At 68.4% G+C, this 24,815-nt stretch carries 27 protein-coding genes, 6 tRNA genes and 1 pseudogene; 11 read left to right on the top strand and 23 right to left on the bottom strand.

Annotated elements, in window-relative coordinates; genetic code table 11:
- Window positions 1-176: 176 nt before the first annotated feature.
- The 19 genes and pseudogenes from ACRDSQ_RS21760 to ACRDSQ_RS21850 all read right to left on the bottom strand — a co-directional run.
- A pseudogene (locus tag ACRDSQ_RS21760) lies at window positions 177-1,045 on the bottom strand (IS1380 family transposase); the annotation flags it as partial.
- A 129-nt stretch (window positions 1,046-1,174) separates the two neighbouring features.
- A tRNA-Cys gene (locus ACRDSQ_RS21765) sits at window positions 1,175-1,245 on the bottom strand.
- Between the two features lie 126 nt (window positions 1,246-1,371).
- A tRNA-Asn gene (locus tag ACRDSQ_RS21770) sits at window positions 1,372-1,443 on the bottom strand.
- A 10-nt stretch (window positions 1,444-1,453) separates the two neighbouring features.
- A tRNA-Arg gene (locus tag ACRDSQ_RS21775) sits at window positions 1,454-1,525 on the bottom strand.
- Window positions 1,526-1,570: 45 nt separating this feature from the next.
- Window positions 1,571-2,944, bottom strand: coding sequence for an IS607 family element RNA-guided endonuclease TnpB (tnpB, locus tag ACRDSQ_RS21780; protein WP_431423619.1), 1,374 nt, complete (start codon window positions 2,942-2,944; stop codon window positions 1,571-1,573).
- Window positions 2,941-3,507 (bottom strand): IS607 family transposase, encoded by a 567-nt coding sequence (locus ACRDSQ_RS21785; RefSeq protein WP_431423620.1) that lies wholly within the window; start codon window positions 3,505-3,507, stop codon window positions 2,941-2,943. Before ACRDSQ_RS21785 ends, tnpB begins: the two co-directional genes overlap by 4 nt.
- A 102-nt stretch (window positions 3,508-3,609) precedes the next feature.
- Window positions 3,610-3,696 (bottom strand) — tRNA-Ser (locus ACRDSQ_RS21790).
- Window positions 3,697-3,759: 63 nt separating this feature from the next.
- Window positions 3,760-3,831: transfer RNA gene (locus tag ACRDSQ_RS21795), tRNA-Glu, on the bottom strand.
- A 21-nt stretch (window positions 3,832-3,852) separates the two neighbouring features.
- Window positions 3,853-3,925 (bottom strand) — tRNA-Gly (locus tag ACRDSQ_RS21800).
- 537 nt (window positions 3,926-4,462) lie between these two features.
- Complete coding sequence (locus tag ACRDSQ_RS21805) at window positions 4,463-5,341, bottom strand: acetylxylan esterase (protein ID WP_431423622.1); 879 nt, start codon at window positions 5,339-5,341, stop codon at window positions 4,463-4,465.
- A 110-nt stretch (window positions 5,342-5,451) separates the two neighbouring features.
- A complete protein-coding gene (locus tag ACRDSQ_RS21810) occupies window positions 5,452-5,664 on the bottom strand; it encodes a hypothetical protein (protein WP_431423623.1) in 213 nt (70 codons plus the stop codon).
- On the bottom strand, window positions 5,634-6,353 hold the full coding sequence (locus ACRDSQ_RS21815; protein WP_431423624.1) for a hypothetical protein: 720 nt from the start codon (window positions 6,351-6,353) through the stop codon (window positions 5,634-5,636). Before ACRDSQ_RS21815 ends, ACRDSQ_RS21810 begins: the two co-directional genes overlap by 31 nt.
- Window positions 6,271-6,600 carry a hypothetical protein gene (locus ACRDSQ_RS21820; RefSeq protein ID WP_431423625.1) on the bottom strand — a complete coding sequence of 110 codons (330 nt, stop codon included), beginning with the start codon at window positions 6,598-6,600 and terminating at the stop codon, window positions 6,271-6,273. Before ACRDSQ_RS21820 ends, ACRDSQ_RS21815 begins: the two co-directional genes overlap by 83 nt.
- 245 nt (window positions 6,601-6,845) lie before the next feature.
- Window positions 6,846-7,352, bottom strand: coding sequence for a mycothiol transferase (locus tag ACRDSQ_RS21825; RefSeq protein WP_431423626.1), 507 nt, complete (start codon window positions 7,350-7,352; stop codon window positions 6,846-6,848).
- Between the two features lie 20 nt (window positions 7,353-7,372).
- Window positions 7,373-7,672: a DUF1905 domain-containing protein gene (locus ACRDSQ_RS21830; protein ID WP_431423627.1), complete on the bottom strand. Its 300-nt coding sequence runs from the start codon at window positions 7,670-7,672 to the stop codon at window positions 7,373-7,375.
- Window positions 7,673-7,703: 31 nt separating this feature from the next.
- The gene (locus ACRDSQ_RS21835; RefSeq protein ID WP_431423628.1) at window positions 7,704-8,057 is read right to left on the bottom strand and encodes a hypothetical protein; all 354 of its coding nucleotides are present in this window, start codon (window positions 8,055-8,057) and stop codon (window positions 7,704-7,706) included.
- Window positions 8,058-8,077: 20 nt separating this feature from the next.
- A complete protein-coding gene (locus ACRDSQ_RS21840; RefSeq protein ID WP_431423629.1) occupies window positions 8,078-8,851 on the bottom strand; it encodes a CPBP family intramembrane glutamic endopeptidase in 774 nt (257 codons plus the stop codon).
- A gap of 151 nt (window positions 8,852-9,002) precedes the next feature.
- On the bottom strand, window positions 9,003-9,743 hold the full coding sequence (locus ACRDSQ_RS21845; protein ID WP_431423631.1) for a zinc-dependent metalloprotease family protein: 741 nt from the start codon (window positions 9,741-9,743) through the stop codon (window positions 9,003-9,005).
- A 79-nt stretch (window positions 9,744-9,822) separates the two neighbouring features.
- Window positions 9,823-10,416, bottom strand: a complete 594-nt coding sequence (locus ACRDSQ_RS21850) for a hypothetical protein (RefSeq protein WP_431423633.1) — start codon at window positions 10,414-10,416, stop codon at window positions 9,823-9,825.
- Window positions 10,417-10,550: 134 nt separating this feature from the next.
- Between ACRDSQ_RS21850 and ACRDSQ_RS21855 the strand changes: the two genes are divergently transcribed.
- Both ACRDSQ_RS21855 and ACRDSQ_RS21860 read left to right on the top strand, forming a co-directional pair.
- A complete protein-coding gene (locus ACRDSQ_RS21855) occupies window positions 10,551-11,009 on the top strand; it encodes a DUF4383 domain-containing protein (RefSeq protein WP_431423634.1) in 459 nt (152 codons plus the stop codon).
- Between the two features lie 17 nt (window positions 11,010-11,026).
- Complete coding sequence (locus ACRDSQ_RS21860) at window positions 11,027-11,158, top strand: hypothetical protein (protein ID WP_431423635.1); 132 nt, start codon at window positions 11,027-11,029, stop codon at window positions 11,156-11,158.
- 9 nt (window positions 11,159-11,167) lie between these two features.
- On the opposite strand, the gene ACRDSQ_RS21865 is transcribed toward ACRDSQ_RS21860, so the two are convergent.
- Both ACRDSQ_RS21865 and ACRDSQ_RS21870 read right to left on the bottom strand, forming a co-directional pair.
- Window positions 11,168-12,883 carry an AMP-binding protein gene (locus tag ACRDSQ_RS21865; protein WP_431423637.1) on the bottom strand — a complete coding sequence of 572 codons (1,716 nt, stop codon included), beginning with the start codon at window positions 12,881-12,883 and terminating at the stop codon, window positions 11,168-11,170.
- 559 nt (window positions 12,884-13,442) lie between these two features.
- Window positions 13,443-14,267 (bottom strand): dienelactone hydrolase family protein, encoded by an 825-nt coding sequence (locus ACRDSQ_RS21870; protein WP_431423638.1) that lies wholly within the window; start codon window positions 14,265-14,267, stop codon window positions 13,443-13,445.
- A gap of 73 nt (window positions 14,268-14,340) precedes the next feature.
- Here ACRDSQ_RS21870 and ACRDSQ_RS21875 point away from each other — a divergent pair, with 73 nt between their 5' ends.
- Window positions 14,341-15,306, top strand: a complete 966-nt coding sequence (locus tag ACRDSQ_RS21875; RefSeq protein ID WP_431423640.1) for a GlxA family transcriptional regulator — start codon at window positions 14,341-14,343, stop codon at window positions 15,304-15,306.
- Between the two features lie 83 nt (window positions 15,307-15,389).
- The gene (locus ACRDSQ_RS21880; protein WP_431423642.1) at window positions 15,390-16,160 is read left to right on the top strand and encodes an SGNH/GDSL hydrolase family protein; all 771 of its coding nucleotides are present in this window, start codon (window positions 15,390-15,392) and stop codon (window positions 16,158-16,160) included.
- Window positions 16,161-16,226: 66 nt separating this feature from the next.
- Here ACRDSQ_RS21880 and ACRDSQ_RS21885 read toward each other — a convergent pair whose 3' ends face one another.
- Both ACRDSQ_RS21885 and ACRDSQ_RS21890 read right to left on the bottom strand, forming a co-directional pair.
- Entirely contained in the window at window positions 16,227-16,430 is a 204-nt protein-coding gene (locus tag ACRDSQ_RS21885) for a cold-shock protein (RefSeq protein WP_431423644.1), read from the bottom strand.
- Window positions 16,431-16,716: 286 nt separating this feature from the next.
- The gene (locus ACRDSQ_RS21890; protein WP_431423646.1) at window positions 16,717-17,088 is read right to left on the bottom strand and encodes a hypothetical protein; all 372 of its coding nucleotides are present in this window, start codon (window positions 17,086-17,088) and stop codon (window positions 16,717-16,719) included.
- Between the two features lie 158 nt (window positions 17,089-17,246).
- Here ACRDSQ_RS21890 and ACRDSQ_RS21895 point away from each other — a divergent pair, with 158 nt between their 5' ends.
- The 7 genes from ACRDSQ_RS21895 (at window position 17,247) to ACRDSQ_RS21925 (ending at window position 24,763) form a co-directional block, all read left to right on the top strand.
- Entirely contained in the window at window positions 17,247-17,756 is a 510-nt protein-coding gene (locus ACRDSQ_RS21895) for a VOC family protein (RefSeq protein WP_431423647.1), read from the top strand.
- A 163-nt stretch (window positions 17,757-17,919) separates the two neighbouring features.
- Window positions 17,920-18,705, top strand: coding sequence for an ABC transporter ATP-binding protein (locus ACRDSQ_RS21900; RefSeq protein ID WP_431423648.1), 786 nt, complete (start codon window positions 17,920-17,922; stop codon window positions 18,703-18,705).
- Window positions 18,702-19,520 (top strand): ABC transporter ATP-binding protein, encoded by an 819-nt coding sequence (locus ACRDSQ_RS21905; protein WP_431423650.1) that lies wholly within the window; start codon window positions 18,702-18,704, stop codon window positions 19,518-19,520. The genes ACRDSQ_RS21900 and ACRDSQ_RS21905 overlap by 4 nt, the downstream gene beginning before the upstream one ends.
- The gene (locus ACRDSQ_RS21910; protein WP_431423652.1) at window positions 19,517-21,385 is read left to right on the top strand and encodes an AMP-dependent synthetase/ligase; all 1,869 of its coding nucleotides are present in this window, start codon (window positions 19,517-19,519) and stop codon (window positions 21,383-21,385) included. Before ACRDSQ_RS21905 ends, ACRDSQ_RS21910 begins: the two co-directional genes overlap by 4 nt.
- A complete protein-coding gene (locus tag ACRDSQ_RS21915; RefSeq protein WP_431423653.1) occupies window positions 21,382-22,290 on the top strand; it encodes a branched-chain amino acid ABC transporter permease in 909 nt (302 codons plus the stop codon). The genes ACRDSQ_RS21910 and ACRDSQ_RS21915 overlap by 4 nt, the downstream gene beginning before the upstream one ends.
- On the top strand, window positions 22,287-23,426 hold the full coding sequence (locus ACRDSQ_RS21920; protein ID WP_431423654.1) for a branched-chain amino acid ABC transporter permease: 1,140 nt from the start codon (window positions 22,287-22,289) through the stop codon (window positions 23,424-23,426). Before ACRDSQ_RS21915 ends, ACRDSQ_RS21920 begins: the two co-directional genes overlap by 4 nt.
- 32 nt (window positions 23,427-23,458) lie before the next feature.
- A complete protein-coding gene (locus ACRDSQ_RS21925) occupies window positions 23,459-24,763 on the top strand; it encodes an ABC transporter substrate-binding protein (protein WP_431423656.1) in 1,305 nt (434 codons plus the stop codon).
- Window positions 24,764-24,815 lie beyond the last annotated feature (52 nt).

Raw genomic sequence — 24,815 nt, forward strand, 5'->3', positions numbered from 1 at the left:
GACACTGGCCGGACATGGCGGAAGCATCGGCGTTCCTTATAACCGCCCGTTGTCGGGAGATTCGCCGATGCTTCCAGCGCTCACCGTACCGCCCTGTTTGCTGTCGGTGCTCGACGGGGCGCGTTCGTGTCGTGCCGTGGAGTACTGATCCATTAGGTCGCCCTCGGCATCGGCTCGCCGGTATCGGGGTCGAGGACCGCGCCGGGATAGCGCACGGGTGTCCAGGCATGCTCGTCGATGGAGGCGATGGCCCGTTGCACGGCGCGGTTTTGGGTCAGCACGACCGAGAACCGCGCCCCTGCCGTGACGCAGGCGTTGACCACTGTGCTGGTGCCGTAGGCCGAGTCCCCGCGCACCAGGATTTCGCCGGTCGCTCCGGCGGTGTGGGCGGTTCGGATCGCCTCGGCCACCATCGAGGCGGCGTTCTTGCCGGAGCCGGTTTTGCCGGCGCGCAGCCGGATCCCGGCCACTACCGGCGCGGCGTGGTCGGTGGAGATGGTGGTGACCAGCGGGGACAAACCCCGGCGCAGCACCTGCTTGCCGGAGATCTTGGTGTGCCCGAATCCGGCGCCCTGTTTGGCGTGCCCGAACACGGGGCGCAGCAGCGAGTCGATGTCCACATACGCCTGCTGTCCGATGCCGGGCAGCAGCCCGGTCGTGGTGACAAGGTTGACCAGATGCGCCCGCGCGACCGACGCTACCTGCAGGCTGTGGCCGTGGGTGAACTCGCGCAGAAACTGGCCCAGCGTGACCGGGGCGTACACCTGGTCGAACAGTCGCGGCATCCCACCAGCGCGATGATGTTGAGGTCGTCGATGCTGTCCGCGCCGGCGGCCATGCCCGCCACGATCGCGGTGAGTTTGCCCGCGGGGTTGGCTCCGGCCGAGGGCACCGTCGTGGCGGTGAACGCGACCTTGCCGGCCACCAGTTCGGACAGGCCGGCCTGCTCGGCCAGGGCCATCACCGGCACCAGACCCGCGCACGACACGAGGTTGTCATCATCGAACCGCGGAGCGTCCTGGGACCAAACGTGAGATAGTTGCACTGAAAGTGCCTTCCGTCAGGGGAACGTTTCAGGGCGTCGACAACCCTGATTTTCCTTGCACGGCAGGCACTTTCTCTGTCGGCACGCCGAACAACCAGCCAATCAGTCCACGGATCCAGGCTAAATCGGTGGCCCACCCGGGAGTCGAACCCGGTGTCGACGGCTTTGCAGGCCGCCCCACGACCGTCGTGACGTAGGCCAAGACCGGCTCGATGCCGGAGAATCGTCGCGCGCCCTGGTGTCGATCCAGGTGTCCCGGGGTTATGAGTCCCAGGTGGCTGCCGAGCCACGCGCGGTGCCGCCGAGCAGCGGCGGCGGTCGAAACGCTCCCCTACCAGGACTCGAACCTGGTCCTCCCGGTTAACAGCCGGGTGTGCTGCCTGGTGCACCTCAGGGGATTGACGAACGTGCCCCCAGCAGGAGTCGAACCTGCGTCCCCGGCTTCGGACGCCGGTGTCTTGTCCGTTGGACCACAGGGGCGTGGCACTGGTTGGTGGTGGGTGGGTCGCCGGGGACTTGAACCGTTCAGGAGGCGTGTGAAACCGTGTCCTGAGCCCGTTCCTTGCGGTACGGGCGTTGACCCTGGGGGTCTTCCCGTGGCGGTACCCGTTGCCCGCGCGGTGCGGGTCTTACGTGGGTTTCCATCGGGCTGTCACGGCGCAACTCGCCGCCATCGCCGCCGGTGGCCACGCTGAGCAGCGCAGCGAGGTTACGGGCGGCGTTGAGATCACGATCCAGCGTGAATCCGCACTGGTCGCAGGTGTAGGTACGGTCGGACAGGCGTAGTTTGGCTTTCACCGCGCCACAGTCCGAACACGTCTTGGAGCTGGGGTACCAGCGGTCGGCGACGTGCACGTGCACACCTGACCAGTTGGCCTTGTACTCGATCTGCCGCCGTAGTTCGGCCATGCCGACTCCGGCGAGGTGGCGGGCCAGTCTGCGGTTCTTGGTCATGGCAGCTACGTTGAGGTCTTCCAGCACGATCGCGCCGAACGTGCGGACCAACCGAGTCGACAGCTTGTGCAACCCGTCCCGCCTGAGATTCGCGACAGTGGTGTGCAGTCTCGCGATGCGGGTCTGGGTTGCCCGCCAGCGCTGCGACGGCGTGGTCTTGGTGCGCCTGTCGGGTCCCTGACGACGAGCGGCTTGGCGTTGCGACCGGCGCAGTTCCCGCAGGGCGACGTCGAGGTGTCTGGGGTTGGCGACGACCTCGCCGGTCGACAACACGGCGAGAGCTTTGATGCCGAGGTCCACGCCGACAGCGGTGTCCGGCCGGGACGGGGTGGGATCGGTGCGCTCGATCTCGACGGAGAACGACACGAACCACCGGCCACGCCGATGCGACACCGTCACCGACCGGATCCTGGCGGTGCCTCGCTCGACACGCCGGGCCAGCTTCCGGGTGGACTCGTGCGTGCGCACGACGCCGACACGCGGGAGTTTCACATGCCGGCGATCGACGTCGACCAGCCCGAACGCGCCGGTGGTGATCCGGCACGACAACCCGACCCGCTTGCCCTTGAACCTTGGGAACCGGACCTTCGGGCCGCGGCGCTTGCCCGTGCGGGAGTCCGACCAGTTCCCCAGGGCGGCCGCAAGGTTCGCCAGACCGGACGAATACGCCTCCTTGGAATTCTCGCCCCACCAGGGGGCGACCTCGCCCTTGGCCTCGTTCCACTCCTTGCGCAGGCTGTAGGCCGACCAGTTCACCGACGGGGTCAACTCTGCGTCCGGGATGCCGTAGGAACGCTCGGCGTCGCGCTGGCCGAGGTTGGCCTTGATCCGCGCGAGACCCCAGTTGAACGCGTAGCGCTGCCCGCCGCAGTGCGACCGCAGCGCCACGTCTTGCTCCGGGGTTGGGTCCAACGCGAACTGGTACGCCTGCAACACGGGTTTCACCTGGCCACCGCAGCGGCCTTGACGGCGGCGTCGGCGCGTTCACGGGCCGAACGGGCACCGTAGAGACGGGCGCACATGGAGGTCAACACCTCCACCATGTCCCGCATCAGGTCATCTTTGACCTCGTCGGGGTTGAGCACGATGATCCGGCGACCAGTCGCGGACAGGGCGGCTTCGAGGTGTTCGACGCCGAAGCGGGCCAGCCGGTCACGGTGCTCGACCACGATCGTGGTCACGGTGGGGTCGGCAAGCAGTTTCCGCAGCTTGACTCTATTGCCGTCCAGCCCGGAACCGATCTCGGTCACGGTCGCCACGAGCGTGATGCCGCGCGCGCCGCATTCCTCCGCGACCCGCCCGGCCTGACGTTCCAGATCCAGGCGCTGCTCAGCGCCGGACACCCGGCAGTACGCCACCGCCGCACCCTCGGCACGGGCAGGCGAGTCGACCAGGATCGTCCCAGTAGGGAGCTGTCGGGCGGTAACGGGCAGCGTGTCGGCGTGGAACCAGTTCAGCGCGGTGCGGTACGACACGCCCTGCTCGCGTGCCCACTCCGACAGCTTCACCCGACCAATCTAACACATTTTTACACGAGTTTACACAAACCACCGGGTCGGCGGCTCTGACCAATTGAGCTAACGACCCGTCGCCGCGAAACGCCGCGGCAGCGGAGGATGCAGGGATCGAACCTGCGCGGCGCTCCCGCGCCGACTACCGTTTTCGAGACGGCTGCCTTACCGCTCGGCCAATCCTCCTTGCCCGACAACACTTTCCTTGTCGACGGTCCACCGCGGGCGGGCGCGCGCGGTGGTCATGCGCAGCCGGCCAGGGACTCGAACCCTGTCCTCCGCAGTGAAAGTGCGGCGGCCTACCCCACAGCCCCGCCGGCCATCCGGGGTGCTTTCCAGGTGAGCGGCCGGCGGGCATCGAACCCGCTGCTTCGGTTTGGAAGACCGACGTGTCCGCCGAGTTCACCACGGCCGCCGAAACGCCGCGGGCACCCCTGTCCGCGGCGTAGTGGTGGAGGGTGGAGTCGAACCACCTGTGCCCTCAAGGGCGCCCGGGTTACAGCCGGGTCGGGCTCCGCAGCCCGTCTCCACCATGCCTGGCCCGACCTCGACGCGAGGTGGACGAGGAATGTCTGCTCCGCTGTGGATTTGTCAAAATGCGCATGCACCAGTGGCGCGATAAACATCGGCGGAAGGGATCGAATTCGGGCATGGGAAACAAAGAAGCCGCCCGATCGGTTTCCCGATGGACGGCTCCCTCACATGACTGTCTACGTCATCGGCGGGGAGCCTGACCTGCTCAGCTGCGACTTTTCGGACCACTCGGACCAGGCCGACCGGAGATTCGACAAGCGCGCGCCGCAGGCCGCGTCGCTATAACAGCGCCGCGTTCCTCGCTTCCGCATGCTGGCCATCTCGATCTCCTTCGTCGGTGTTGGAACAATAGTGTCGCATGAAACCCGGCGGGTCAATCATTTTAAAACGCACGGGCTGACCAGGCGAGGCGAGCCGCTCAGCCGGGAATGACCAGCGCCTTGCTGTTGCGCGCCACCGCGGACCACGCCGTGCTGTCGTTGCAGATTCCACAGGTGGCGGTGGGGCCGAAGAAGATGCCACGAGCCTGTTCGTCGCCCATCAAGTGGAACCGCGACCACGCGGTCAGCACCCCGATGAGCCGGATCCGGGTGTCACCAGGGAAGAAGTGGTCCGAGCCGCGCAGCTCGGCGAAGATCGCCGGGATCTGCGTGGCCTGCGAGTAGCGGGACCGGACGTAGAACGACGGCACGATCCAGTCGTTCTGGCCCGCGATGAACAGGCTCGGTCCGTGGAGCTTGGACACCGTGCCCTGCGGTCCGGGTTGCAGCGGGATCGTAGTGGTGACGATCGGGTCGGCGCCCGCCGCGATGGCGCCGCCACCGCCCTGTGAGTGCCCGGCGGCGCCGAACTTCGTCTCGTCGATCCTGCCGTGGAACACGCTGCCCGCGCGCTGGTCCTCGGCGACGACGAACTTCCCGCAGGCGAGCATCTCCTGGCCGGACCCCGCCTGGGTCGTGTTCGCCGCCGCCACCACGACACCCCAGGTGGCGAGGTGGCGCAGTTGAGCATCGTAGCTATCCGGGGTGGCGCCGGTGCCGTTGCCCCAGGCCATAATCGGGTGCTGGATGCCGCTCGCGCCGATGTTCCCCGGGTAGTAGAGCGTGCAGTTCGGTCCGCCCTGCACCTTGGTGACGCCATGCGGCCCGGGCTGCTCGTAGTGGCTCGACGGCACGGCGGCGACCTCGTCGGCCGCGCCCGCCAGGGAACTCGCCAGGGCGGGCAGCGACGTGGCGAGCAGACCCGCGGTCAACGCGGACACCATCAGCCATTTCTTGCGCTGCGGCCGGATTGTCATGTCATAGCTCCTATCGGTCGGACGGATCGAATGCAGGGAGAGCTATTGCGCGCCTTGGACGTGTTCCATGAATTGGCGCCTGTTCGTTGTGACTGATCACAGCTCGTGGGCTACTGGCTCGCGCTGGCCGACCAGGGGAAGCGAAGCGCCGGGGCGTGCTGGCTTCGCTGATACGCGGCGCAGAACCCGGCCTCGTCGCCCGCGTACCGCGGGTCGAGCGCGACCAGCGCGGGCCGCATGGCGTTCCACACCCGCTTGTGGCCCTCGTTGGTGCTGTCGTCCCGGACGGTGATCACCAGGTCGAGGCCGCGGTGCAGTGACACCCGCTGTCCGCCCGCCCCGGCCACACAGGCGAGTCCGATGTCGTAGCGCTCACCGGTGTACGGGGTGCCGCCGTAGTTGTGCGTGGTCGCGTTGAACGGGGCGTGCGGGTGGCGCGGCCAGGTGCTGTACGGCGAGCACGCGGTGTCGTTGGTGCCGGATGAGTAGCGCCATCCCTGGTGGGCATCATCTGCATGAGGTAGCCGTAGCCGGTGTTGGTGTCCTCGAACGCCGGGTGGGTCATCCGGTAGACGAACTTCTCGTCGAGCAGCTGCGTGCCCTGCCAGCTTCCCTTCTGCATCAACAGAAGGCCGAGCCGGGACAGGTCCTGGGTGGTGCTGTTGAGGCTGTAGGCGATAGTGGAACCGCCCCAGTCGGAGCCACGCATCCCGAGCACGTCGAACAGGTAGCGCTGCGCGAACTGCTGGACGTTGGTGACACCGGGATAGGCGGCGGGCTCGCGCTGGATCGCCCGGTTCATCACCGTGATCAGCCGGTTGATCTCCCGCCAGCCGAGCGCGTCATAGCTCCAGCTGCCCTTCTGGTCGGTGGCCAGGTTCGATTTGGTCGACGTCATGGCCAGCACGTACGCCAGCGTGGCCTGCGCGTTAATCGACCCGTCCTCCCAGGTGGACAGCCATTCGCGGACCGGGTCGGTGTCGTCCAGGGTGCTGCTGCGCTGGGCGATCATGCCGAACAGGGGTCGCGGCGAAGGTCTTCGTCACCGAGGCGACGTGGTAGGTCGAGGTGGTATCGGCCGGACGGTTGACCCAGCACAGCTTCCCGTGTCGGACGATGGTGAACGGGATGCTCGGCAGCGCCGCGTCGGCCCGGTCGAGCAGCGCCGGGTCCAGCCCGCATTCCGCGGCGACCTGGTCGCGCGGAACCTGCGCCCATGGCGCGGGTCCCGGATCGGCCGCGGCAGAGGCGGTACCCACCGGAGCGGGCGCCGCGCGCCGGTGAACGGCACCACAAGTGCCGCGCTGAGTGCCACCGCCGCCGAACCTAGCCACCTGGTGTGTTTGCGCACGGTCTGGCTCCTCGCAGCGTGAAACGGCGTTCAATCAATGAACAAGCCTGCCCGAGCAAGTGCACCGCACACAGTGGAATCGACTACAACACTTTTCGCATAGTGTTGTGACCGGACACAATATTCACTGTGTTTACAAATAGGACTTGTGAATCAGCCGCTCAGCACGATTCCGCGGACGAACGCGGCCTGGCCCGCGTGTTGCAGGCAGTCGGAAATCACGCTGACCACCCGCACCCCGAGGGTGACCGGCGGGTTCCACGCGCGGTCCACGACCCGATCGAGGTCGGCGTCGGTGATGCCCGCGGCCCAGTCGACGCACTGGCGGTGCACGGCGGCGTGGTAGCCGGCGAGAAGGTCGGCCTCGACCCGGACCGCGGCGACCTGCTCGCTGGTGTGCCCGTAGCCGTGGTCGGCGTCGGGGAACGGCAGGCCGAACCGCTTGGCCCAGCCGTCCGCGAGCCACACCTGGTCGAGCCCCGAGATCCCCGCGATGTGGTCGTCCTGGATGCGGGTCAGGTGCCATACGAGCCAGGCGATGGAGTTCGCGTCGTCGTCGACCCGGTGCGCGAGTTGATCGACGCTGAGCCCGTCGACGGCGGCGCGCACCTCCTCGGCGATCCGCTCGAACGCGTCCACCACGAGGTCGGCACTGGTCATGTCGCGACCCTACGCGGAGCTCAGCCGTCGAGCAGTTCCACGGAGACCGCGGCGACGTCGCCGACGTCAAGTTTCTCGGCGCGGCGCACGGCTCGCTTGACCGGCAGGACGTACACCCCGCGACCGCTGTCCGGGAAGACCGATGTGGTCCAGGTGGTGGCGCCCACGGTGACTCGAACCCGCACCGAGCCGAAGCCTCGCCGCGGACCGGTGACGGCGCGGATCTCCTCGGACGCGTCGGCGGGCAGGCTCACGAAAGTCCAACTGTCCGCGCGGCGGGCGTCCCAGTCCCACAGCTCGGCATCGAAGTTCACCACCACGGTCGCACCATCGCACAAGGCACAGACAGTCTCACGCGGGTTCGACCTTGGTCACCGCGAACGGAGTCCCCTGCTGGCAGTAGCTCACCAGATCCGTGGCGAGCCGGCCCTCGACGACCACCTCCGTGCCCATGGGCACCACCACGCCCTCACCCGCCAGCAGGAGGTACTGCCCGCTGTCGGTCGTCAACACCCGGCAGCCCGCTTCCACCCCCTCCTGCACCACACCCCGAAGCGTCATCAGGGGCTCCGACGGAGTCGTCGGGGCAGAGGTGATCGAGGTGGTCGTCGAGGACGACACCGGCCCGCCAGGCGGGGATTCGCCGCATGCCGTGAGCGCCGCGGCCAGCGCCACGGTCATCAGCCACCACGGTTTCGAACTCATCCGCGTACCTCCACGTGTTCTCATTCGCCGGGGACCGCGGGCAGGCCCCCGGTCGTGATCAGCAGCAGCGCGAGCGCGGGCAGGAAGTTGTTGGCCTGGTGTGCGACGACGCTGGTGAGCAGGTTGCCGGTGAACATCCGGGCCAGGCCGACCGGAATCGAGATGACCAGCAGCAGCGGCGTGCGCAGCAGTTCCAGGTGGGCGATGGAGAACAGCACACCGGTGACCGCGAAGATCACCCACCGGTTCCACCGCCAGTGTTCCAACGCGCGCCACAGCACACCGCGGAACAGCACTTCCTCGCCGAGCGGTGCGAGCAGCCACACGAAGAGGAACACCGCTATCGCCGTCGCCGGGGCCAGCGTCCGGCCCCCGAATGCCTCACCGACCGCCGAGGTCGCGTCATCCGCGCCGACCCAGGACGACCAGACCGCCGCGGCCGGAATCGTGACGACCAAACCGCCGAACCCAATGGCGGCGCCCAAGCCGACGTCACGCGACCGCCGGCGAAAGACCAGCTCGCGCGCGACCCGCCCCCGCCGTGCCCCACCGCCGACGAGCGCGGTGCCCGCCACCGCCGCCAACGCGGCCAGCGTCGTGGGCACCACGAGCAGGGCCACCAAAGCCGGGAGCGGGAGCGGACCCTCCCCCACCGAGAAAGCCACCGACACCACCACGGCTGACGCGAACCACAGCAGCTGGGCTCCGGCGAACACCGCGAGCATCAGCAGCCCGGCCCGCCGCCCCTGCGCAGGCTCCGCCTCGTGGGTTGTCGACCGCGAATCGTTCCGCACCCCTCCACTCTCCTACCCCGCGTCACTCCCCGCCGATCAGCGAGCCTCGGTGCCGCCCTCCGCGTCGCTCGCCGTGATCGGCTGCTCCGCGGTGGGGCGTGTCATTGCCGAGAGTTCAGGGAAGTGCCGCGTTCCCAGGCGGGAATCAGGCCTACGGAGCCGCGTAGCGCTGGGCGTGGCCCTTGACCATCAGGCTGTTCAGCGTGGAGAAGCGCAGGCTGATCAGGCTCAGGGTCGGTCCCATCAGCGTCAGCGCACTCGGGTCGGAGGCGAGCAGGCCCTCCGGGCTGGAGTAGTGGTGGTGTCCGCCGAGCAGGTGCCCGACCTCGTGCGCCATGATCTTGCCGGTGCCGTCGCTGACCGGGATCGGCAGCAACGGCGTGCCCACGCCGTGCACCTCACCGACGGCGAAGGCGCGGTCGGCGTAGCGGACGCCGCCGATGCAGTCGGCCAACCCCGCCACGTTGTTGCCGGTGACCCCCGCCGCAGTAATGTCCTTGGTGGTCAACGTGTACACGACGTCGATGCCCGCGGGCCGGACGCCGCCGTAAAGGTCCTTCGCCTGCTGGGTGAGTCCGTTCGCGTCCACACCGGTGAACGACACGGCCTGATAGGAGTCGGCGATGGTGACGCCGATGGGTTCGTAGGCCCGGCGCATGGCCGTGACCGCGGTCTGTGCCTCGCTCTGGGAGGCGCCGTCGAGCAGGATTCGCAGGTCGAGGCGGACCGGGGTGTTGTCCAGGGACAGCACGTGGGGAACCAGCTGGGTACACGACAGCAGCCCGCCGTCGATGTCCGGCAGCACAACTGGGTCAGCGGTGGCGGGGCCGTTGGCCATGGTGATGGCCCCGGCGGCGGTGATGGCGGCGATGAGGGTGAGTCGGCGGAACATGCGCACCTCCGATGTCGGTTGGCGGGGGTCGCCCGCCACCCCGGTCAACGAGACCGCCTGGTGGAAGTGACGGCACCAGTCAGTCGACGATGTCGGACCAGAACTCCCGGAAGTGCCGCCACACGTCGCGGTCGCACGGCGGCGGGTTCGGCGAGAGCCAGGACGTCGGCTCGTCGGCGACATCCTCGGCGCAGGTCTGCACCGCGGTGGGCACCCACAGGCCGACCACGACACTGGCCGCCAGCACCGCGCCGCAAGCCCACCTGACCGCGACCCAGTTCACCATCAGGCCCGCGACCAGCGGAAACGCCGCTGACACGGCGATGAACCCGGCGAAGTCCAAGTCGACGCCCGGCTCAAGTGCCTCGGTCACGGCCCCGATGAACACCGCCACGGGTACAGCCACAAGAATGACGACAACGGTCCAGATGAGCTTGCCGCGAACCGTCCCGGTAAGGCTGGAACCGCGCCACCACACCGATCCCGCGAGCAACACCGGCACCGAGAGCATCCCCAGCGCGATCAGCGCGGGACCCACCCAGGACCGCACCTGGAACAGCCACGCGAATACCGCCACGTGCCCGGCCAGGAACAACCCGACAATCGCCGCCACCCACACCCCGACAAGCTGACCGACGACACCGCGCGCCCGCGCCTCCACCCCCTGAGCCACGCCATGAGTCTGCCCCGGCCGGTGCCGCCGTGTCCGGCGAACGCGAACGGTGACGCGTTCCAACTTTCGCGGCGTCCGTTTCGGGCGGACGATGGAGGCACACCGTGACGTCACGAGTCAGGGAGGCGACGGCGATGGCACACGCACACCAGATCCCGGCCGCCGACGAGGCCGCGGCCCGAGGATTCGCCCGGGAAGCGGCGTTCTTCTTCGGTCTGGTCTTCATCGCACTGGGCGTGGCCGGTTTCGTCCCGGCGACGGTCACCGGCAACGAGACGATGGGGTTCGCCGGCCACGAGCACCCAGGGCTGCTGTTCGGCCTGTTCGCGGTGTCCACTCTGCACAACCTGGTGCACCTCGGGTTCGGCTTGGCGGGGCTGGTGATGGCCCGCGCCACCGCGTCGGCCAGGGCGTTCCTCATCGGCGGCGGCGTGCTCTACCTGCTGCTCGGCGTCTACGGCCTCATCGTCGCCGACAACAGCGCGGCCAACCTCGTGCCCACCAACACCGCCGACGACGTCCTGCACCTGACCCTCGGCGCGACGATGCTGACCCTGGAATGGGTCAGCGGACCACCCGACTTCGGCGACTGACCACACAAGGGGTTCTCATGAGCGAACCGACGACGCGCCCGCCGGACGCGGCAGAAGACGCGAGCCTTCACGACCACGTCCGCACGGACGGCGAGATCGGCGTCGACGACGCGCTCGGCGCCGCGGACGACCCCGACACCCAGGGCTGAGCGCGGCAGTCACCCTTTGAGGTCGGTGAACTGGTCGTCACGCCACTCGGCGGACTCACCCGGCGCGAGCGCGTTCTCCCTGGCCCGCAGCTCGACCCGGCGGATCTTGCCGGAGATCGTCTTGGGCAGGTCGTAGAACTCCAGCCTGCGCACCCGCTGGTACGGGGCGAGGTGGTCGCGGGCGTACTTGAGTATGGCGAACGCGGTCTCCCCGGTCGGCTCGAAACCGGGCGCCAGCACCACATACGCCTTGGGCACGGCCAACCGCACCTCGTCGGGCGCGGGCACGACCGCGGCCTCCGCGACCGCCGGGTGTTCGATGAGGACACTCTCCAACTCGAACGGGCTGATCTTGTAGTCCGAGGCCTTGAACACGTCGTCGGTGCGCCCGATGTAGGTGATGTAGCCGTCCTCGTCCATCGAGGCCACGTCGCCGGTGTGGTAGTAGCCGCCCGCCATCGCATCGGCGTTGCGGAGCGCGTCGCCCAGGTATCCGGTCATGAGCGACAGGTGCGGGCGGGACAGGTCGAAGCAGATCTCGCCTTCGCCGGTCTCCGATGGCATTCCAGTCAGCGGGTTCACCAGAGTGATCGGCGCACCGGGCAGCGGCCTGCCCATCGACCCGGGCTTGAGCGGCGCGCCCGGGGTGTTGCCGATGGCGGCGGTCATCTCGGTCTGGCCGAAACCGTCGCGCAGGGTCAGCCCCCAGTGCTTCTGCACCTGCGAGATGACCTCGGGGTTGAGCGGCTCACCCGCGCCGATGATCTCGCGCAGGTCGCCGGGGCCGCCGGACAGGTCGGCGTTGATCAGCATCCGCCACACGGTCGGCGGCGCGCAGAAGGTGGTGACGCGCTCGGCACGCAGGTTCGCCAGCAACTCGGCGGCGTCGAATCGGCCGTAGTTGTAGACGAACACGGTCGCCTCGGCGATCCACGGCGCGAAGAAACAGGACCAGGCGTGCTTGGCCCAGCCCGGCGAGGAGATGTTGAGGTGCACGTCGCCGGGCCGCAGCCCGATCCAGTACATCGTGGACAGATGCCCCACCGGGTAGGAGACCTGGGTGTGCTCGACCAGTTTGGGCTTGCTGGTGGTGCCGGAGGTGAAGTACAGCAGGAGCGGGTCGTCGGGCCCGGTGCCGGGATGGTCCGCGGGGGTGGCCTCGACGCCGTGGGAGGCGTCGAAGTCGAGCCAGCCCTCGGGGGTGCGGCCGACGCAGATCCGGGTGTAGTCGCCGGGCACCTCGTCGAACTTGGGCGCGTCGGCGGTGTTGCAGATGACGTGCCGGGCGTGGCCGCGGGCGATCCGGTCGACCAGGTCCGCGGGGCCGACGGCGGTGGTCGTCGGCATGATCACCGCGCCGAGCTTCATCACCCCGAGCATGGCCTCCCACAGCTCGACCTGGTTGCCCAGCATGAGGATCACCGCGTCGCCACGCCGCACCCCGTGGCCTGCCAGCCACGCGGCGACCTGGTCGGAGCGCCGGGCCATGGTGTCGAAACAGACCTCCGCGCGCCGCCCGTCCTCTTCGACGATGACCAGCGCGGGGCGGTCGTTGCCGCGCGCGATCGCGTCGAACCAGTCGACCGCCCAGTTGAACCGCCCGCCCAGGTCGGGCCAGGCGAACTCGGCCACCGCCTGCTCGTGCCTGCCCGCCAGGGCCAGCAGTTGGTCCCTCGCCGCCCGGTAGACCTCGGTCGCGCGCCCCACGGTGTCCTCCAGCGTCACTTGAACGAAACGTGGCTCTCATCGTGAGTCGCCCGCCGAGGGAACGTCACCCCCATGTGGAGAGGGTTCGTCACAGCGCATCCGTCCAAAGTGGACTTGACGATAGAGCGATTGGGCTGCCCCGATGCTGCCGTATGACAGTGACATGACCCGCTCGCACGGCTGCAGGTGGCGCTCGATGACGCCCTGGTGGGACGACTGCGCGACCAGCCAGGTGTGGGGGCACCGGGTCGACGTACAGGTCGACCCTCGTGGTGGCCTGCCGAGGGGCGGTGGGGCGCGCTGCGGCACCCGGGCAGCCTCAACCACATGATCCGGGAAAGCGCGTGCTTCCAGACCCGGCAGCCCACCGAGCGGCTGATCGCCGACATCCGCGGCATGGTCGGGTCGCGTCGCCACAACTTCGGCGTCACCCACCTGGAGACGCTGGTGGACATCGTCGTCCACGGCAAGGACATCGCCGCGCGGGTGAGGACCGGAGTTCCGCGGTCCGATTGTCGCCATCCTGCTGGTCCTCACCGGCCGGAAGGCGGGCCTTTCCCAACTGGCCTGCCCCTGATCAGACCTCTCGGCGGCCTGGCATCAGGCGGGCGGTCAGGAAGGCGAGGATTTCGTCCCTGGCGCGCAGTGTGGGGTGTCCGGCCTCGTCGACGAGGTGGGCGGTGACGACGCTGTGCGGGGTGCCGACCACGTCGCGGAAGAACGGGGGCGGGTCGGTGTTGGCGGCGTCGTCCGGCAGGACGCGGCCGTCGAAGGCGTCGCCGAGGAGTGCCTGGTAGGCGGCGAAGCGCGCGGCGGTGCACCAGCGGTCACCCGCGAAGCGGTAGGCGAGGACCGTCAGTCCGTCGCGGGTGACGCGGTCGCGGATCGCGAGCGCGTCCGCCTCGTCGAGTTCGAGTCCGGCGGGGTCGTCCAACGGCAGGGACGGGTGGTTGACCACGGGCGCGATGACGGCGGGCTCCAACGCCATGGTGAGGGCGAAGTTGCCGGTGAAGCACAGCCCGATCGCGCCGACTCCCGGGCCGCCGCACTCGGCGTGCGCCAGCCGCGCGAGGCCGCGCAACCACCCGGTGACCGGGCTGGTCCCGCCACCGGCGAACGCACGGAACTCGGCGCTCACGCACGCGCGGCGCGCCACTTTGTCGCCTGCCTGGGCCGTGGGATAGGCGCCGTCGACGCCGAAGAGCGAGGGCACGTACACGGTGAACCCCGCGTCCCGCACCCACCGGGCGAGCCGCAGGACATCGGGGCTGATGCCGGGCATCTCCGGCATCAGCACCACGGCAGGCCCTGATCCGGCGACGTGAACCGTCTTCGTCACGCCGTCCACCCCCAGTGAGCGGCGGGAGAAGTCGGTGATTGCATCGTCGAGGCAGTCGGTCATGCGCACAGCCTGGACCAGGCGTCCGCGGGATCGGGATAGGCCAGATCGCCACGTATCGGGGTAATCTCGCCACATGCTGCGAGTCGGCGTCCTGGCCTATCCAGGCTGCTTCGCCTCCGAGGTGTTCGGCGTGCCCGATCTCCTCACCATGGCCACGCACGTCGCCGGACCGGACCGCGCCGGATACGAGGTGTCCATCGTCTCGCCACGCCGCCGCGTCGTGGCGTCGGGCGGCGTGGCGTTGAGTGTCTCCCCGCTGCGCGAGGTCGATGTCCTTGTCGTGCCGGGATTCGAGCCCGGGCGCGACCGCGACCTCGACGTGCGGCTCACCGGCCTGGCCAACGAGTTCGCGGCGATCCGCGCCCACGCCGCCGCGGGCAACGCCGTCGTCTCGATCTGCGTCGGCGCGTTCCTCCTCGCCGAAGCAGGCGTGCTCGATCACCGCCAGGCCACCACCTCCTGGCTGTTCGCCGACGAACTGGCCCGACGCTGCCCCGACGCCGACATCCGCGCGGACCGCCTTGTCGTGACCGACAAAGGAGTCACGACGACCGCCGCGTTCAGCGCGATGTACGACTTCGCCCTCGACCTGATCCGCGAACACAGCGGCGCCGACGTCGCCCGGACAACCGCACGCGTGGCCCTGGTCGACGACGCACGGTCGTCCCAGACGCCCTACGTCGACACACGGCTACTCCCCCGGCCTGGCAGCGACTTCTCCCACCAGGTCATGCGCCGCCTCGACCAGAACCTCAGCGCCCGCTACGACCTCGCCGCGCTGGCGGACACCTTCACCGTGAGCACCCGGACCCTGCTGCGGCGCTTCGCCGAGGAGGCGGGCCAAAGCCCGCTGGACTACCTGCGGTCCGCACGCGTCCGCCGCGCCCGCCACCTGCTCGAGACCACCGACCGAACCGTCGCCGCCATCTCCGCCGCCGTCGGCTACCGGGACCCCGGCACCTTCGCCACCCTCTTCGCCGAACACACCGGACGACGCCCGAGGGACTACCGCGCGGCCTTCCGGCGCGGCGGCTCATAGTCAGGTGCCCGATTTGGTGAGGGCGCACCACAAACGGGTTAACCGATCCCAGTGCGGTTGTCCACAGTGCTACGACTGCGGGCATGAGTATCACTGCCGCGTTGATGTTGGCCCTGGCTGTGGTTCCCGCACCGGAGGTCACGGAGTACGTCGCACTGGGCGACTCGTATGCCGCCGGAGTCGGGAGTGGAGGGAACGCCGAGACCGGTTGTGGGCGCAGCGATTTCGCCCATCCGAACCTCTGGAAAGACTCGCATTCGCCCGCGAGATTCGCCTTCCCCGCGTGCTCCGGGGCGACCACGCAGCACGTCGCGGACCGGCAGCTGGGGTCATTGTCCGGTGAGACCGAACTGGTGACGCTCACCGTGGGCGGGATGGACGCCGACTTCACCAAGGTGATGACCACGTGCACGCTGGGTTCGGACGGCGCCTGCGAGAAGTCCGTGGAGCGGGCGGTCCAGCTGATCCGCTCGGAGTTGCCCGGCCGGTTCGAGCGGCTGTTCCAGGGGATCGAGGCCGCCGCACCGAAAGCGAAGGTCGTGGTTCTGGGCTATCCGCGGTTGTTCGAGTCGCGGAGCTGTTCCGGTGGGTTGTCCGCGGCCAAGCGGGCCGCGGTGAACGACGGGGCTGATGCGCTGGCCGAGGTGACGGCGGCCGCCGTCGCCGCGACCGGGGGCGCCTTGACCTTCGTGGACGTTCGGGAAGCGTTCGCCGGGCACGGGATCTGCGGCGAGGACCCTTGGGTGCATCCGCTCACGACGCCCCTGGGCCACTCCTACCACCCGAACCGCGACGGCCAACTCTGGTATCTGCGTGCCCTGGAATCCGTTGCCAAGACAGCTCTGCGCAGGTGAGCGCCCATCCGGGTGCCCACCTGCGCAGCTGACCGGCCACCGAAGGATCGGCGACCGCCACGAGGACTAGGAGGGGACGATGTTCTCCGCCTGCGGGCCCTTCTGGCCCTGCGTGATATCGAAGGAGACCTTCTGGCCCTCCTGCAGCTCACGGAAGCCCTGGGCGGCGATGTTCGAGTAGTGGGCGAAGACGTCGGGACCGCCGCCGTCCTGCTCGATGAAGCCGAAGCCCTTTTCGGCGTTGAACCACTTGACGGTTCCGGTAGCCATTTTCTCTCCAAAGCAGTAGAAGTCGGCACCCGCACGATGCGGGACCGAAGGTGATCGCCGTGGCCCTCAGCGACTCTGAACAACAAAACGCCCGTGGCTCGCGCTCACGGGCGACCTGCACTTCGGAACCATGACAGCTGCCCAAACGCTACACCGGTCGCCCACATCCCGCCTGCGCAGACCCGGTAGGCCAATTTCGGACCCCTTCTTCCACCCCCTGTCCGCTGTGGTTTCAGTGGACAGGGGGTGGCACCTCTTCTTCGGATACGCGGCGAGTTTCTCGTCGTCAGCTCGCGGGCGGGTGCAGGCCCAGCTTGCGCAGTTCGCGGGTCGCGAGGCCCGCCACCGTCTCCGGGTCGCCGGTGCGCCGGCCCGCGCCGACCGGGCCCGCCGACGCCAGCCGGGACAGCGGCTGGGTGACCAGAGCCCGCAGCGCGAGCAGGTCGTGTCCGTCCGGGCCCAGGGGCACGTCGTCGGCGGTGGCGGCGGAGTCGAACGTGCCGCTCAACCTGCCGCCCGCGTCGACCAGGCCCTCGCCTGGCGCCCGCAGCCGCAGCACCCGTTCCCGGACCTCGGTGGCGAACACGATCAGCAAGGCGAGCAGGTCGGCGGTCATCTGACGCGCGCGGCGGGCGGGATGGTCGGCGTAGAGCTTCATCGGCGCTCTTCGGCCACTGGGGCGGATCCTCTTCGATCATGGCAGGCCCTGGACGGCTGAGAGGGAAATACCCGGACCAGAAGACGATCAACCGCCACAACGTGTGCCGTGGCCATGACGGCCATAAAGTGGGTGGTCCGTTCGGCGAAAGGAGCACGATGCCGCAGCCGGAAGGTCAGGAGCTCCACGAGATCCGCGCCCGCCGAGAGTCGTTGCGCGAGCGGTATCTGCGGCCTGGGCAGCCGACGACGGTCCGCGGCATCCATCACCTGGCGCTGATCTGCCGCGATGTCGAGGAGACCATCGAGTTCTACCAAGGCCTGCTCGGGTTCCCGTTGGTCGAACTGGTGGAGAACCGTGACTACGCCGGGTCGAGCCACTTCTTCTTCGACATTGGCAACCGGAACCTGCTCGGGTTCTTCGACTTCCCCGGCCACGACCACCCGCCGTTCGCCGAGACGATCGGCGGGGTGCAGCACCTGGCGATCTCGGTGTCGGCCGAGATGTTCGACGCGGCCAAGAAGAAGCTCGACGACGCGGGCATCTCCTACCTCGGGCCCGATCGCGGGGTTGAGGACAGCGTCTACTTCCGTGACCCGAACGGGGTCGGACTGGAGCTCTACCAAGAGCGGCTGGGCGTGTTCAACGGGACCACGCTGCTCGACTGAACACAGGGCGTAGCCGGTAGTCACCCCAACGACACGACACTCCGACTCGGTCGCCGGAGCGCGAGGAACTTATAACGAATCAAGCCTCATTGCTTGGTCCCAGCGGTCGCGTGATCAATGCTCTGCTGACAGAGTGTGACGCGGGTCACCGGTAGGAGGTGTGATGCTCGCGGTCCGGAACCTCGAGGTCGTCTACGACGACGTGATCCTGGTGCTGCGTGGTGTCAGTCTGGAGGTGCCGGAGGGCAAGATCGTCGCCCTGCTCGGGGCGAACGGGGCGGGCAAGACGACGCTGCTCCGCGCCATCTCCGGCCTGCTCGGCGTGCACGAGGGCGAAGTGACCAAGGGGTCGATCTCCCTCGACGACGAGCCCATCCACCGCAGCAACGCCGCCCGGATCGTGTCGAAGGGAATCAAGCAGGTCCAGGAGGGCAGGCAGATCTTCGCCGAGCTCACGGTCGAGGAGAACCTGCGGGTCGGCGCGCACACCAACATCAAGCACCTCAAGGAGAACCTCGCGCGGGTCTACGGCCTGTTCCCGGTGCTGCGCGACCGTCGCAAACGGACCGCTGGCTACCTCTCCGGCGGTGAGCAGCAGATGCTCGCCATGGGCCGGGCGCTGATGTCGGACCCCAGCTACCTGCTGCTCGACGAGCCGAGCCTGGGCCTGGCTCCCCTGCTGGTCCAGCAGATCCGCGACCTGATCGTGCAGATCAACGCGCAGGGCACGACGGTCCTGCTGGTCGAGCAGAACGCCACCATGGCGCTGTCCATCGCCGAACACGGCTACGTGATGGAGAACGGCAAGATCGTGATGGACAAGCCCGCCAAGGAACTGCTGGCCGACGAGGACATCCGCGAGTTCTACCTCGGACTCGGCGCGGAGGGCGCGGTCAAGTCCTTCCGCGACGTCAAGCACTACAAGCGCCGGAAGCGGTGGCTGTCATGAGCGAGCTTGCGAGCGAAGCAACGTCACAGCCCGAGCCGATCCTGGTGTTCGAGGACGTCCACTTGTCGTTCGCGGGCGTGAAGGCCGTCAACGGCGTGTCCTTCGAGGTCGGCGAGCGCGAGCTGTTCGCCATCATCGGCCCGAACGGCGCGGGCAAGACATCGATCTTCAACGTCCTCTCCGGGGTGTACCGACCGCAGCGGGGGCGGGTGGTCTTCGACGGCGTCGACCTCGTGGGCAAGCCGCCGCACCGGATCGCCGCACTCGGCATGGCGCGCACGTTCCAGAACATCGAGCTGTTCGCGAACCTGACCGTGCTGGACAACCTGATGCTCGGCAGGCACCACCACATCCGCTACGGCGCGCCGTCGGCGTTCGCCTGGTTCGGTCGGGCGCGGCGGGAGGAGATCGCGAACCGCGCGGTGGTGGAGAACATCGTCGACTTCCTCGAATTGGAGCAGTGGCGCGCGTTCCCGGTGGGTCTGCTGCCCTATGGCGTGCAGAAGCGGGTCGAGCTGGGCCGGGCGCTGGCCATGGAACCCAAGCTGCTGCTGCTCGACGAGCCGGTAGCGGGGATGAACCTCGAGGAGACCGAGGACATGGCGCGCTTCGTCCTCGACATCCGCGACGAACTCGACATCCCGATGATCCTGGTGGAGCACGACATGGGCCTGGTCATGGACTTGGCGGACCGGGTGATGGCGATGGACTTCGGCACGCCGATCGTCACCGGCACGCCCGGCCGGGTCCAGGCCGACGAAGGGGTCATCCGGGCGTACCTGGGACAGGAACACGCGACGGAGGTGACGTCATGACCCAGGTCGTCGAGCCGAGCACCAAGACCACGACCACCATCGTGACCAGGGTGCGGGATCGCGCGCGCACCATGCCCGACGCGGTTGCCATGCGGGAGAAGGACTTCGGCATCTGGCAGGAGGTGTCCTGGGCGGACTACTGGGACACCGTCGAGCTGGTCGGCCACGCGCTGCTCGCGCTCGGGGTGCGGCCCGGCGACCGGGTGGCGATCCAGTCGGAGAACCGCCGGGAGTGGCTCTACACCGACCTCGCCGCGGTGGCGGTGCGGGCGATGACCGTGGGCCTCTACCCGACCAATCCCGCGTCGGAGGTGGCCTACCTGCTCGCCCACTCCGGCAGCAAGGTCCTGCTCGCCGAGGACCAGGAGCAAGTGGACAAGGTCCTGTCGGTGCTGGACGAGCTGCCCGAGCTCGAGCGGATCGTCTACTTGGAACCGCGCGGCATCCGGCGCCGCTACGACAACCCGAAGCTGCTGTTCTGGGAAGACCTCCTGGCCATCGGCGCCGAGCACCGGGCGGCGAATCCGGGCGCGGTCGAGGAGACGATGAGCCAGGCGCGGTCCGACGACATCATGACCTTGGTCTACACGTCGGGAACCACCGGCCCGCCCAAGGGCGCGATGCTGAGCGTGGCGAATGTCGAGTTCAGCATCCAGACCCTGATCGAGAGCGGCGGGTTCACCTCGCCCCCGCCGAGCACCGACGACATCATGCTGTCCTACCTGCCGCTGTGCCACGTGGCCGAGCGGATCTTCACCACCTGGTTCAACTCGTCGGCGGGCGTGCAGGTCAACTTCGCCGAGTCCATCGCGACCGTGCAGCCCAATCTCCGGGAGATCCAGCCGACGATCCTGTTCGGGGTGCCGCGGATCTGGGAGAAGGTGCTCGCCGGGGTCAACATCAAGATCGCCTCGGCGTCCCCGGTCAAGCGCGGGCTCGCCCGGTTCTGGCTCAAGGTGGCCGACGGCATCGGCGACACTCTGGTGCGCACGGGCGGCAAGCACACCGCGCGGACGCGGGTGCGGTACGCCTTGGGTTACCTGTTCCTCTACCGCGCGCTGCGCGACCGCATCGGCATGCGCAAGGTCCGCTACGCCGCCTCGGGCGCCGCGCCGATCGCGCCGGACGTGCTGAAGTTCTTCATGGGCATCGGGGTGCCGATGCACGAGGTCTACGGCATGACCGAGAACAGCGCCATCGCCACGGCCAACCGGCCGGGCCGGGTCAAGCTAGGCACGGTCGGCGAGCCGCACCCGGGCGTCGACCTGCGGGTCGACGAGGAGACCGGCGAGATCCTGACGCGGCACGCGGGTGTGTTCGCGGGCTACTGGCGCGACGAGGAGGCCACGGCGCGGGCGGTCGACGAGCAGGGTTGGCTGCACACCGGCGATGTGGGCGTGTGGGTCGACGGCACGCACGTCAAGATCACCGACCGGATGAAGGACATCATCATCACCGCGGGCGGCAAGAACGTGGCGCCCTCGGAGATCGAGAACGCGCTCAAGGTCTCGCCGTACATCAAGGAAGCCGTGGTGATCGGCGACAAGCGCCCGTACCTGACCGCGCTGATCGGCGTGGAGCTGGAGACCGTCGGGGAATGGGCACAGCGCAAGCGAATCCCGTACACCACCTATCGGGACCTGTCCGAGCGCCCCGAGGTCATCAAGTTGGTGCAGGGCATCGTCGACGACGTCAACAAGAAGTTCGCCTCCGTCGAGCAGATCAAGAAGTTCCGCATGCTGCCGAAGGAACTCGACCACGAGGACGGTGAGCTGACCGCGACGCAGAAGGTCAAGCGGTCGGCGCTCGGGAAGCTGTTCGACGGTCTCGTCGAATCCATGTACGCCAAGGGAGGCGGCGCATGACCACCTTCCTGCAGGCGGTGGCGGGCGGACTCGGCCAGGGGTCGGTCTACGCGCTGCTCGCGCTCGGCTTCGTGATCATCTACAAGTCGATGCGGGTGGTCAGCTTCGCCCAGCCCGCGTTCATGCTCGCGGGCGCCCTGGCGGTCAGCTTCATCGCCGAACCGCTGCTCGGGATTCCGAGTCCGTGGGGCTTCTTCCTGGCCCTGGTGCTCGGCGCGATCGGCGTCGCCCTGCTCGGGCTCGGCATCGAGCGGACGGTGATCCGGCCGATGGTCGGCAAGCCGGTGTTCGTGATCGCGATCATCACCCTCGGCATCGACATCGTGGTCCGGTTGGTGGCCAACATCTTCATCGGCCTCGACGTCCGGCCCGTGGGTGACCCCTGGGGACTGAGCTCGATCAACATCAACGGCGTGCAGGTCCAGGAGCGGCACATCGTGATGCTGGTGACCACGGTTCTCCTTGTGGTCGCACTGTTCGCCTTCTTCAAGTACTCCAGGCTCGGCCTCGCCATGCGGGCGGCCTCGTTCAACCAGGAAACCGCGCTGGCGCAAGGCATCTCCGTCGGCACGGTGTTCGCGACCTCGTGGGCGATGGCGGGCGCGCTGGCCGCGGTGGCGGGGACGTTCCAGGCCACCGGCGCGGGCATCGACCAGAACTTGTGGATCATCGCGCTCAAGGCGCTGCCCGCGATCATCCTGGGCGGGCTGGATTCCCTGGGCGGCGCGGTGATCGGCGGGTTCACCGTCGGGCTGGTCGAGTCGCTCGTCGCCACCTACCAGGGCGACTTCGCGCCGTGGCTGGGCCAGAACTTCTCCGTGGTGTCGGCCTACGTGGTGATGCTGCTGGTGCTGCTGGTCAGACCGTACGGGTTGTTCGGCACGAGGGAGGTGGAACGGGTATGACCGAGCAACGGTCCACAAAGGCCTCTCGACAGCTGTGGGGCAGGCCCGAGCTGTACACCTCCTACGGGCAGAACCTGCGGATGCTCAACACCCGCCCGAAGCAACTCGCGGTCGTCGCGATGGTGTTGCTCGCCGCCACCTACGTCCCCTTCGGACTGCCCGACGAGTGGCTGCACCTGTTCGCGACCGGGCTGGCGGCGGCGATCGGCGCCATCGGGTTGAACATCGTGACCGGCTACGCGGGTCAGGTGAGCCTCGGCCACGCCTTCTTCCTCGCCATCGGCGCGTACACGGCGTCGGCGCTCAGCGGCGAGCCGGGCAGGCGCACGATCGGCTTCGGCATCACGTTCCTGCCGCTGTGGCTGCTCGCCGCCGGTCTGGTCGCCGGGATCGCGGGCGTGATCGTCGCGCCGCTGGCGACCCGGCTGCGCGGGCTCTACCTGGCCATCGTGACCCTCGGACTGGTGTTCCTCGGCCTGCACATCTTCAAGGAGTGGAAGTCGCTGACCGGCGGGCCGGGCGTCGGCAGGCAAGGGCCGGTGCCGGAGATGTTCGGCCAGCGCCTCGACCGCAACGGCGACCTGCTCACGGGTGACCAGAAGATGTATCTGCTGACGCTGGTGCTGCTGATCATCTTCGCGATTTTCGCCCGCAACCTGGTGCGGTCGAAGGTGGGCCGGGCGTTCGCCGCCGTGCGCGACCGCGATATCGCGGCCGACGTGATCGGGGTCAGCGTCACCCGCTACAAGGTCCTCGCATTCGGCATCTCGTCGTTCTACGCCGGCTGCGCGGGCGCGCTGCTCTACGCGGTTCTCGGGCGGGTCGAACCCGACTCGTTCAACCTGCTGCTGTCCATCCAATTCGTCGCGATGGTGCTGATCGGTGGGGCCGGAACGATCTCCGGCTCGATCATGGGCGCGCTGTTCATCACGATGCTGCCGCGGCTCACCCAGGAGCTGCCGACAGTTCTGCCGTTCATCAGCTCGGACGTGACCGCACCACTCGGCGCGGCCAACCTCGCGATCATCTTCTACGGACTGATGATCATCCTCTTCCTGATCTTCGAGCCGCGGGGGCTCTTCGGGATCTGGATTCGGATACGCAACTACTTCAAGGCATGGCCCTTCTCCTACTGAAAGTCGATTCGCCTGCCACGAAAGGAATACCGATGACCAGTCGAACAACTCAGCTGCTGGCGGGCCTGTCCGCCCTGGCGCTGATCGCGACCGGCTGCGGCCGAGGTGACTCCGGTGGGGGCGGCGGCGGCGGTGAGGGAGCCGTCAAGACCGACGTGGGTGTCACCGCCGAGCCGTGCAAGGACACGCCCGACCTCAAGAAGGGCTGCATCTTCCTGGGCACGATCTCCGACCTGACCTCCGGGCCGTTCAAGGCGCTGGCGGTGCCGATCACCGACGCGCAGAAGAAGTTCTGGGAGCGGGTCAACAAGTCCGGCGGCATCGACGGCTACGGCGTCGACGTCACCACCTACGTCCGGGACAACAAGTACAACCCGGAGACCCACAACCAGGTCTACCAGGAGATCAAGAGCAAGGTGCTCGGCCTGGCGCAGACCCTCGGCTCGCCGACGACCGCGGCGATCATCGGGGACCTGGGTGACAACAACATCGTGTCCGTGCCCGCCTCGTGGACCTCGGCGTGGGCGTTCGAGGACGTCATCCTCGAATCGGGCACCAACTACTGCCTGGAGTCGATGAACGCGATCGACTACGCCGTCGAGCAGTTCAAGCCCAAGTCCGTCATGGCCGTGCACTACCCCGGCGACTACGGCGAGGACGCGGCGGCGGGCGCCAAGGTGGCGGCGGAGAAGAACGGCCTCACGTTCGAGGCCGTGGAGACGGCGTCCGGCCAGGACAACCAGGCGGGCGCGATCAACGCGGTCACCTCGAAGAAGCCCGACCTGGTCATCCTGACGACCGGCCCGACCGACGCGGCGGTGATCGTCGGCCAGACCGCGGCGCGCGGCTACACCGGCAAGTACATCGGCACCAGCCCGACGTGGAACCCAGGTCTGCTCAAGAGCCCGGCCGGCCCGGCGTTCAAGGCGCTGTACCTGCAGTCCGGCCCGTGGGAGACCTTCACCGCGGACACCCCCGGCCACAAGGTCATGCGGGAGACACTCGGCTCCGGCGTCACGGGCAACGACGGCTACACCTCGGGCTGGGTCTGGTCCTACCCGCTGCGGGCGGCGCTGAAGAAGGCCGTCGAGAACAAGGACCTGACCAGGGAGGGCCTGCTCAAGGCCGTCAAGCAGCTGGACAAGGTCGACTACGAGGGCATGCTGCCCGCCACGGCGGGCAACTTCACCGGGGACGCCGACAAGGGCGTGGTCCGGGAGACGATGATCGCCAAGCCGGACGAGGCCTCACCGACCGGTGTCAGCACGGTGAAGCCGTTCTTCGTCGGGCCGACGGCGAAGGACTACAAGTTCGACAAGCCCTGCTTCCAGGGCTGACGTAGGCGCACCGCGGTGAGGGGTCGTCCGACACGTTCGGACGACCCCTCAC

Origin of the sequence: Actinokineospora sp. (assembly GCF_050699995.1) — a bacterium.
Classification (GTDB): Bacteria; Actinomycetota; Actinomycetes; order Mycobacteriales; family Pseudonocardiaceae; genus Actinokineospora.

Bases quoted from the DNA above. Each gene is read 5' to 3' on its own strand.
- ACRDSQ_RS21805 (WP_431423622.1), bottom strand. From the start codon at position 5,341: ATGACAATCCGGCCGCAGCGCAAGAAATGGCTGATGGTGTCCGCGTTG.
- ACRDSQ_RS21815 (WP_431423624.1), bottom strand. From the start codon at position 6,353: ATGATCGCCCAGCGCAGCAGCACCCTGGACGACACCGACCCGGTCCGC.
- ACRDSQ_RS21825 (WP_431423626.1), bottom strand. From the start codon at position 7,352: ATGACCAGTGCCGACCTCGTGGTGGACGCGTTCGAGCGGATCGCCGAG.
- ACRDSQ_RS21835 (WP_431423628.1), bottom strand. From the start codon at position 8,057: ATGAGTTCGAAACCGTGGTGGCTGATGACCGTGGCGCTGGCCGCGGCG.
- ACRDSQ_RS21845 (WP_431423631.1), bottom strand. From the start codon at position 9,743: ATGTTCCGCCGACTCACCCTCATCGCCGCCATCACCGCCGCCGGGGCC.
- ACRDSQ_RS21855 (WP_431423634.1), top strand. From the start codon at position 10,551: ATGGCACACGCACACCAGATCCCGGCCGCCGACGAGGCCGCGGCCCGA.
- ACRDSQ_RS21860 (WP_431423635.1), top strand. From the start codon at position 11,027: ATGAGCGAACCGACGACGCGCCCGCCGGACGCGGCAGAAGACGCGAGC.
- ACRDSQ_RS21870 (WP_431423638.1), bottom strand. From the start codon at position 14,267: ATGACCGACTGCCTCGACGATGCAATCACCGACTTCTCCCGCCGCTCA.
- ACRDSQ_RS21875 (WP_431423640.1), top strand. From the start codon at position 14,341: ATGCTGCGAGTCGGCGTCCTGGCCTATCCAGGCTGCTTCGCCTCCGAG.
- ACRDSQ_RS21880 (WP_431423642.1), top strand. From the start codon at position 15,390: ATGAGTATCACTGCCGCGTTGATGTTGGCCCTGGCTGTGGTTCCCGCA.
- ACRDSQ_RS21885 (WP_431423644.1), bottom strand. From the start codon at position 16,430: ATGGCTACCGGAACCGTCAAGTGGTTCAACGCCGAAAAGGGCTTCGGC.
- ACRDSQ_RS21890 (WP_431423646.1), bottom strand. From the start codon at position 17,088: ATGAAGCTCTACGCCGACCATCCCGCCCGCCGCGCGCGTCAGATGACC.
- ACRDSQ_RS21895 (WP_431423647.1), top strand. From the start codon at position 17,247: ATGCCGCAGCCGGAAGGTCAGGAGCTCCACGAGATCCGCGCCCGCCGA.
- ACRDSQ_RS21900 (WP_431423648.1), top strand. From the start codon at position 17,920: ATGCTCGCGGTCCGGAACCTCGAGGTCGTCTACGACGACGTGATCCTG.
- ACRDSQ_RS21905 (WP_431423650.1), top strand. From the start codon at position 18,702: ATGAGCGAGCTTGCGAGCGAAGCAACGTCACAGCCCGAGCCGATCCTG.
- ACRDSQ_RS21910 (WP_431423652.1), top strand. From the start codon at position 19,517: ATGACCCAGGTCGTCGAGCCGAGCACCAAGACCACGACCACCATCGTG.
- ACRDSQ_RS21915 (WP_431423653.1), top strand. From the start codon at position 21,382: ATGACCACCTTCCTGCAGGCGGTGGCGGGCGGACTCGGCCAGGGGTCG.
- ACRDSQ_RS21920 (WP_431423654.1), top strand. From the start codon at position 22,287: ATGACCGAGCAACGGTCCACAAAGGCCTCTCGACAGCTGTGGGGCAGG.
- ACRDSQ_RS21925 (WP_431423656.1), top strand. From the start codon at position 23,459: ATGACCAGTCGAACAACTCAGCTGCTGGCGGGCCTGTCCGCCCTGGCG.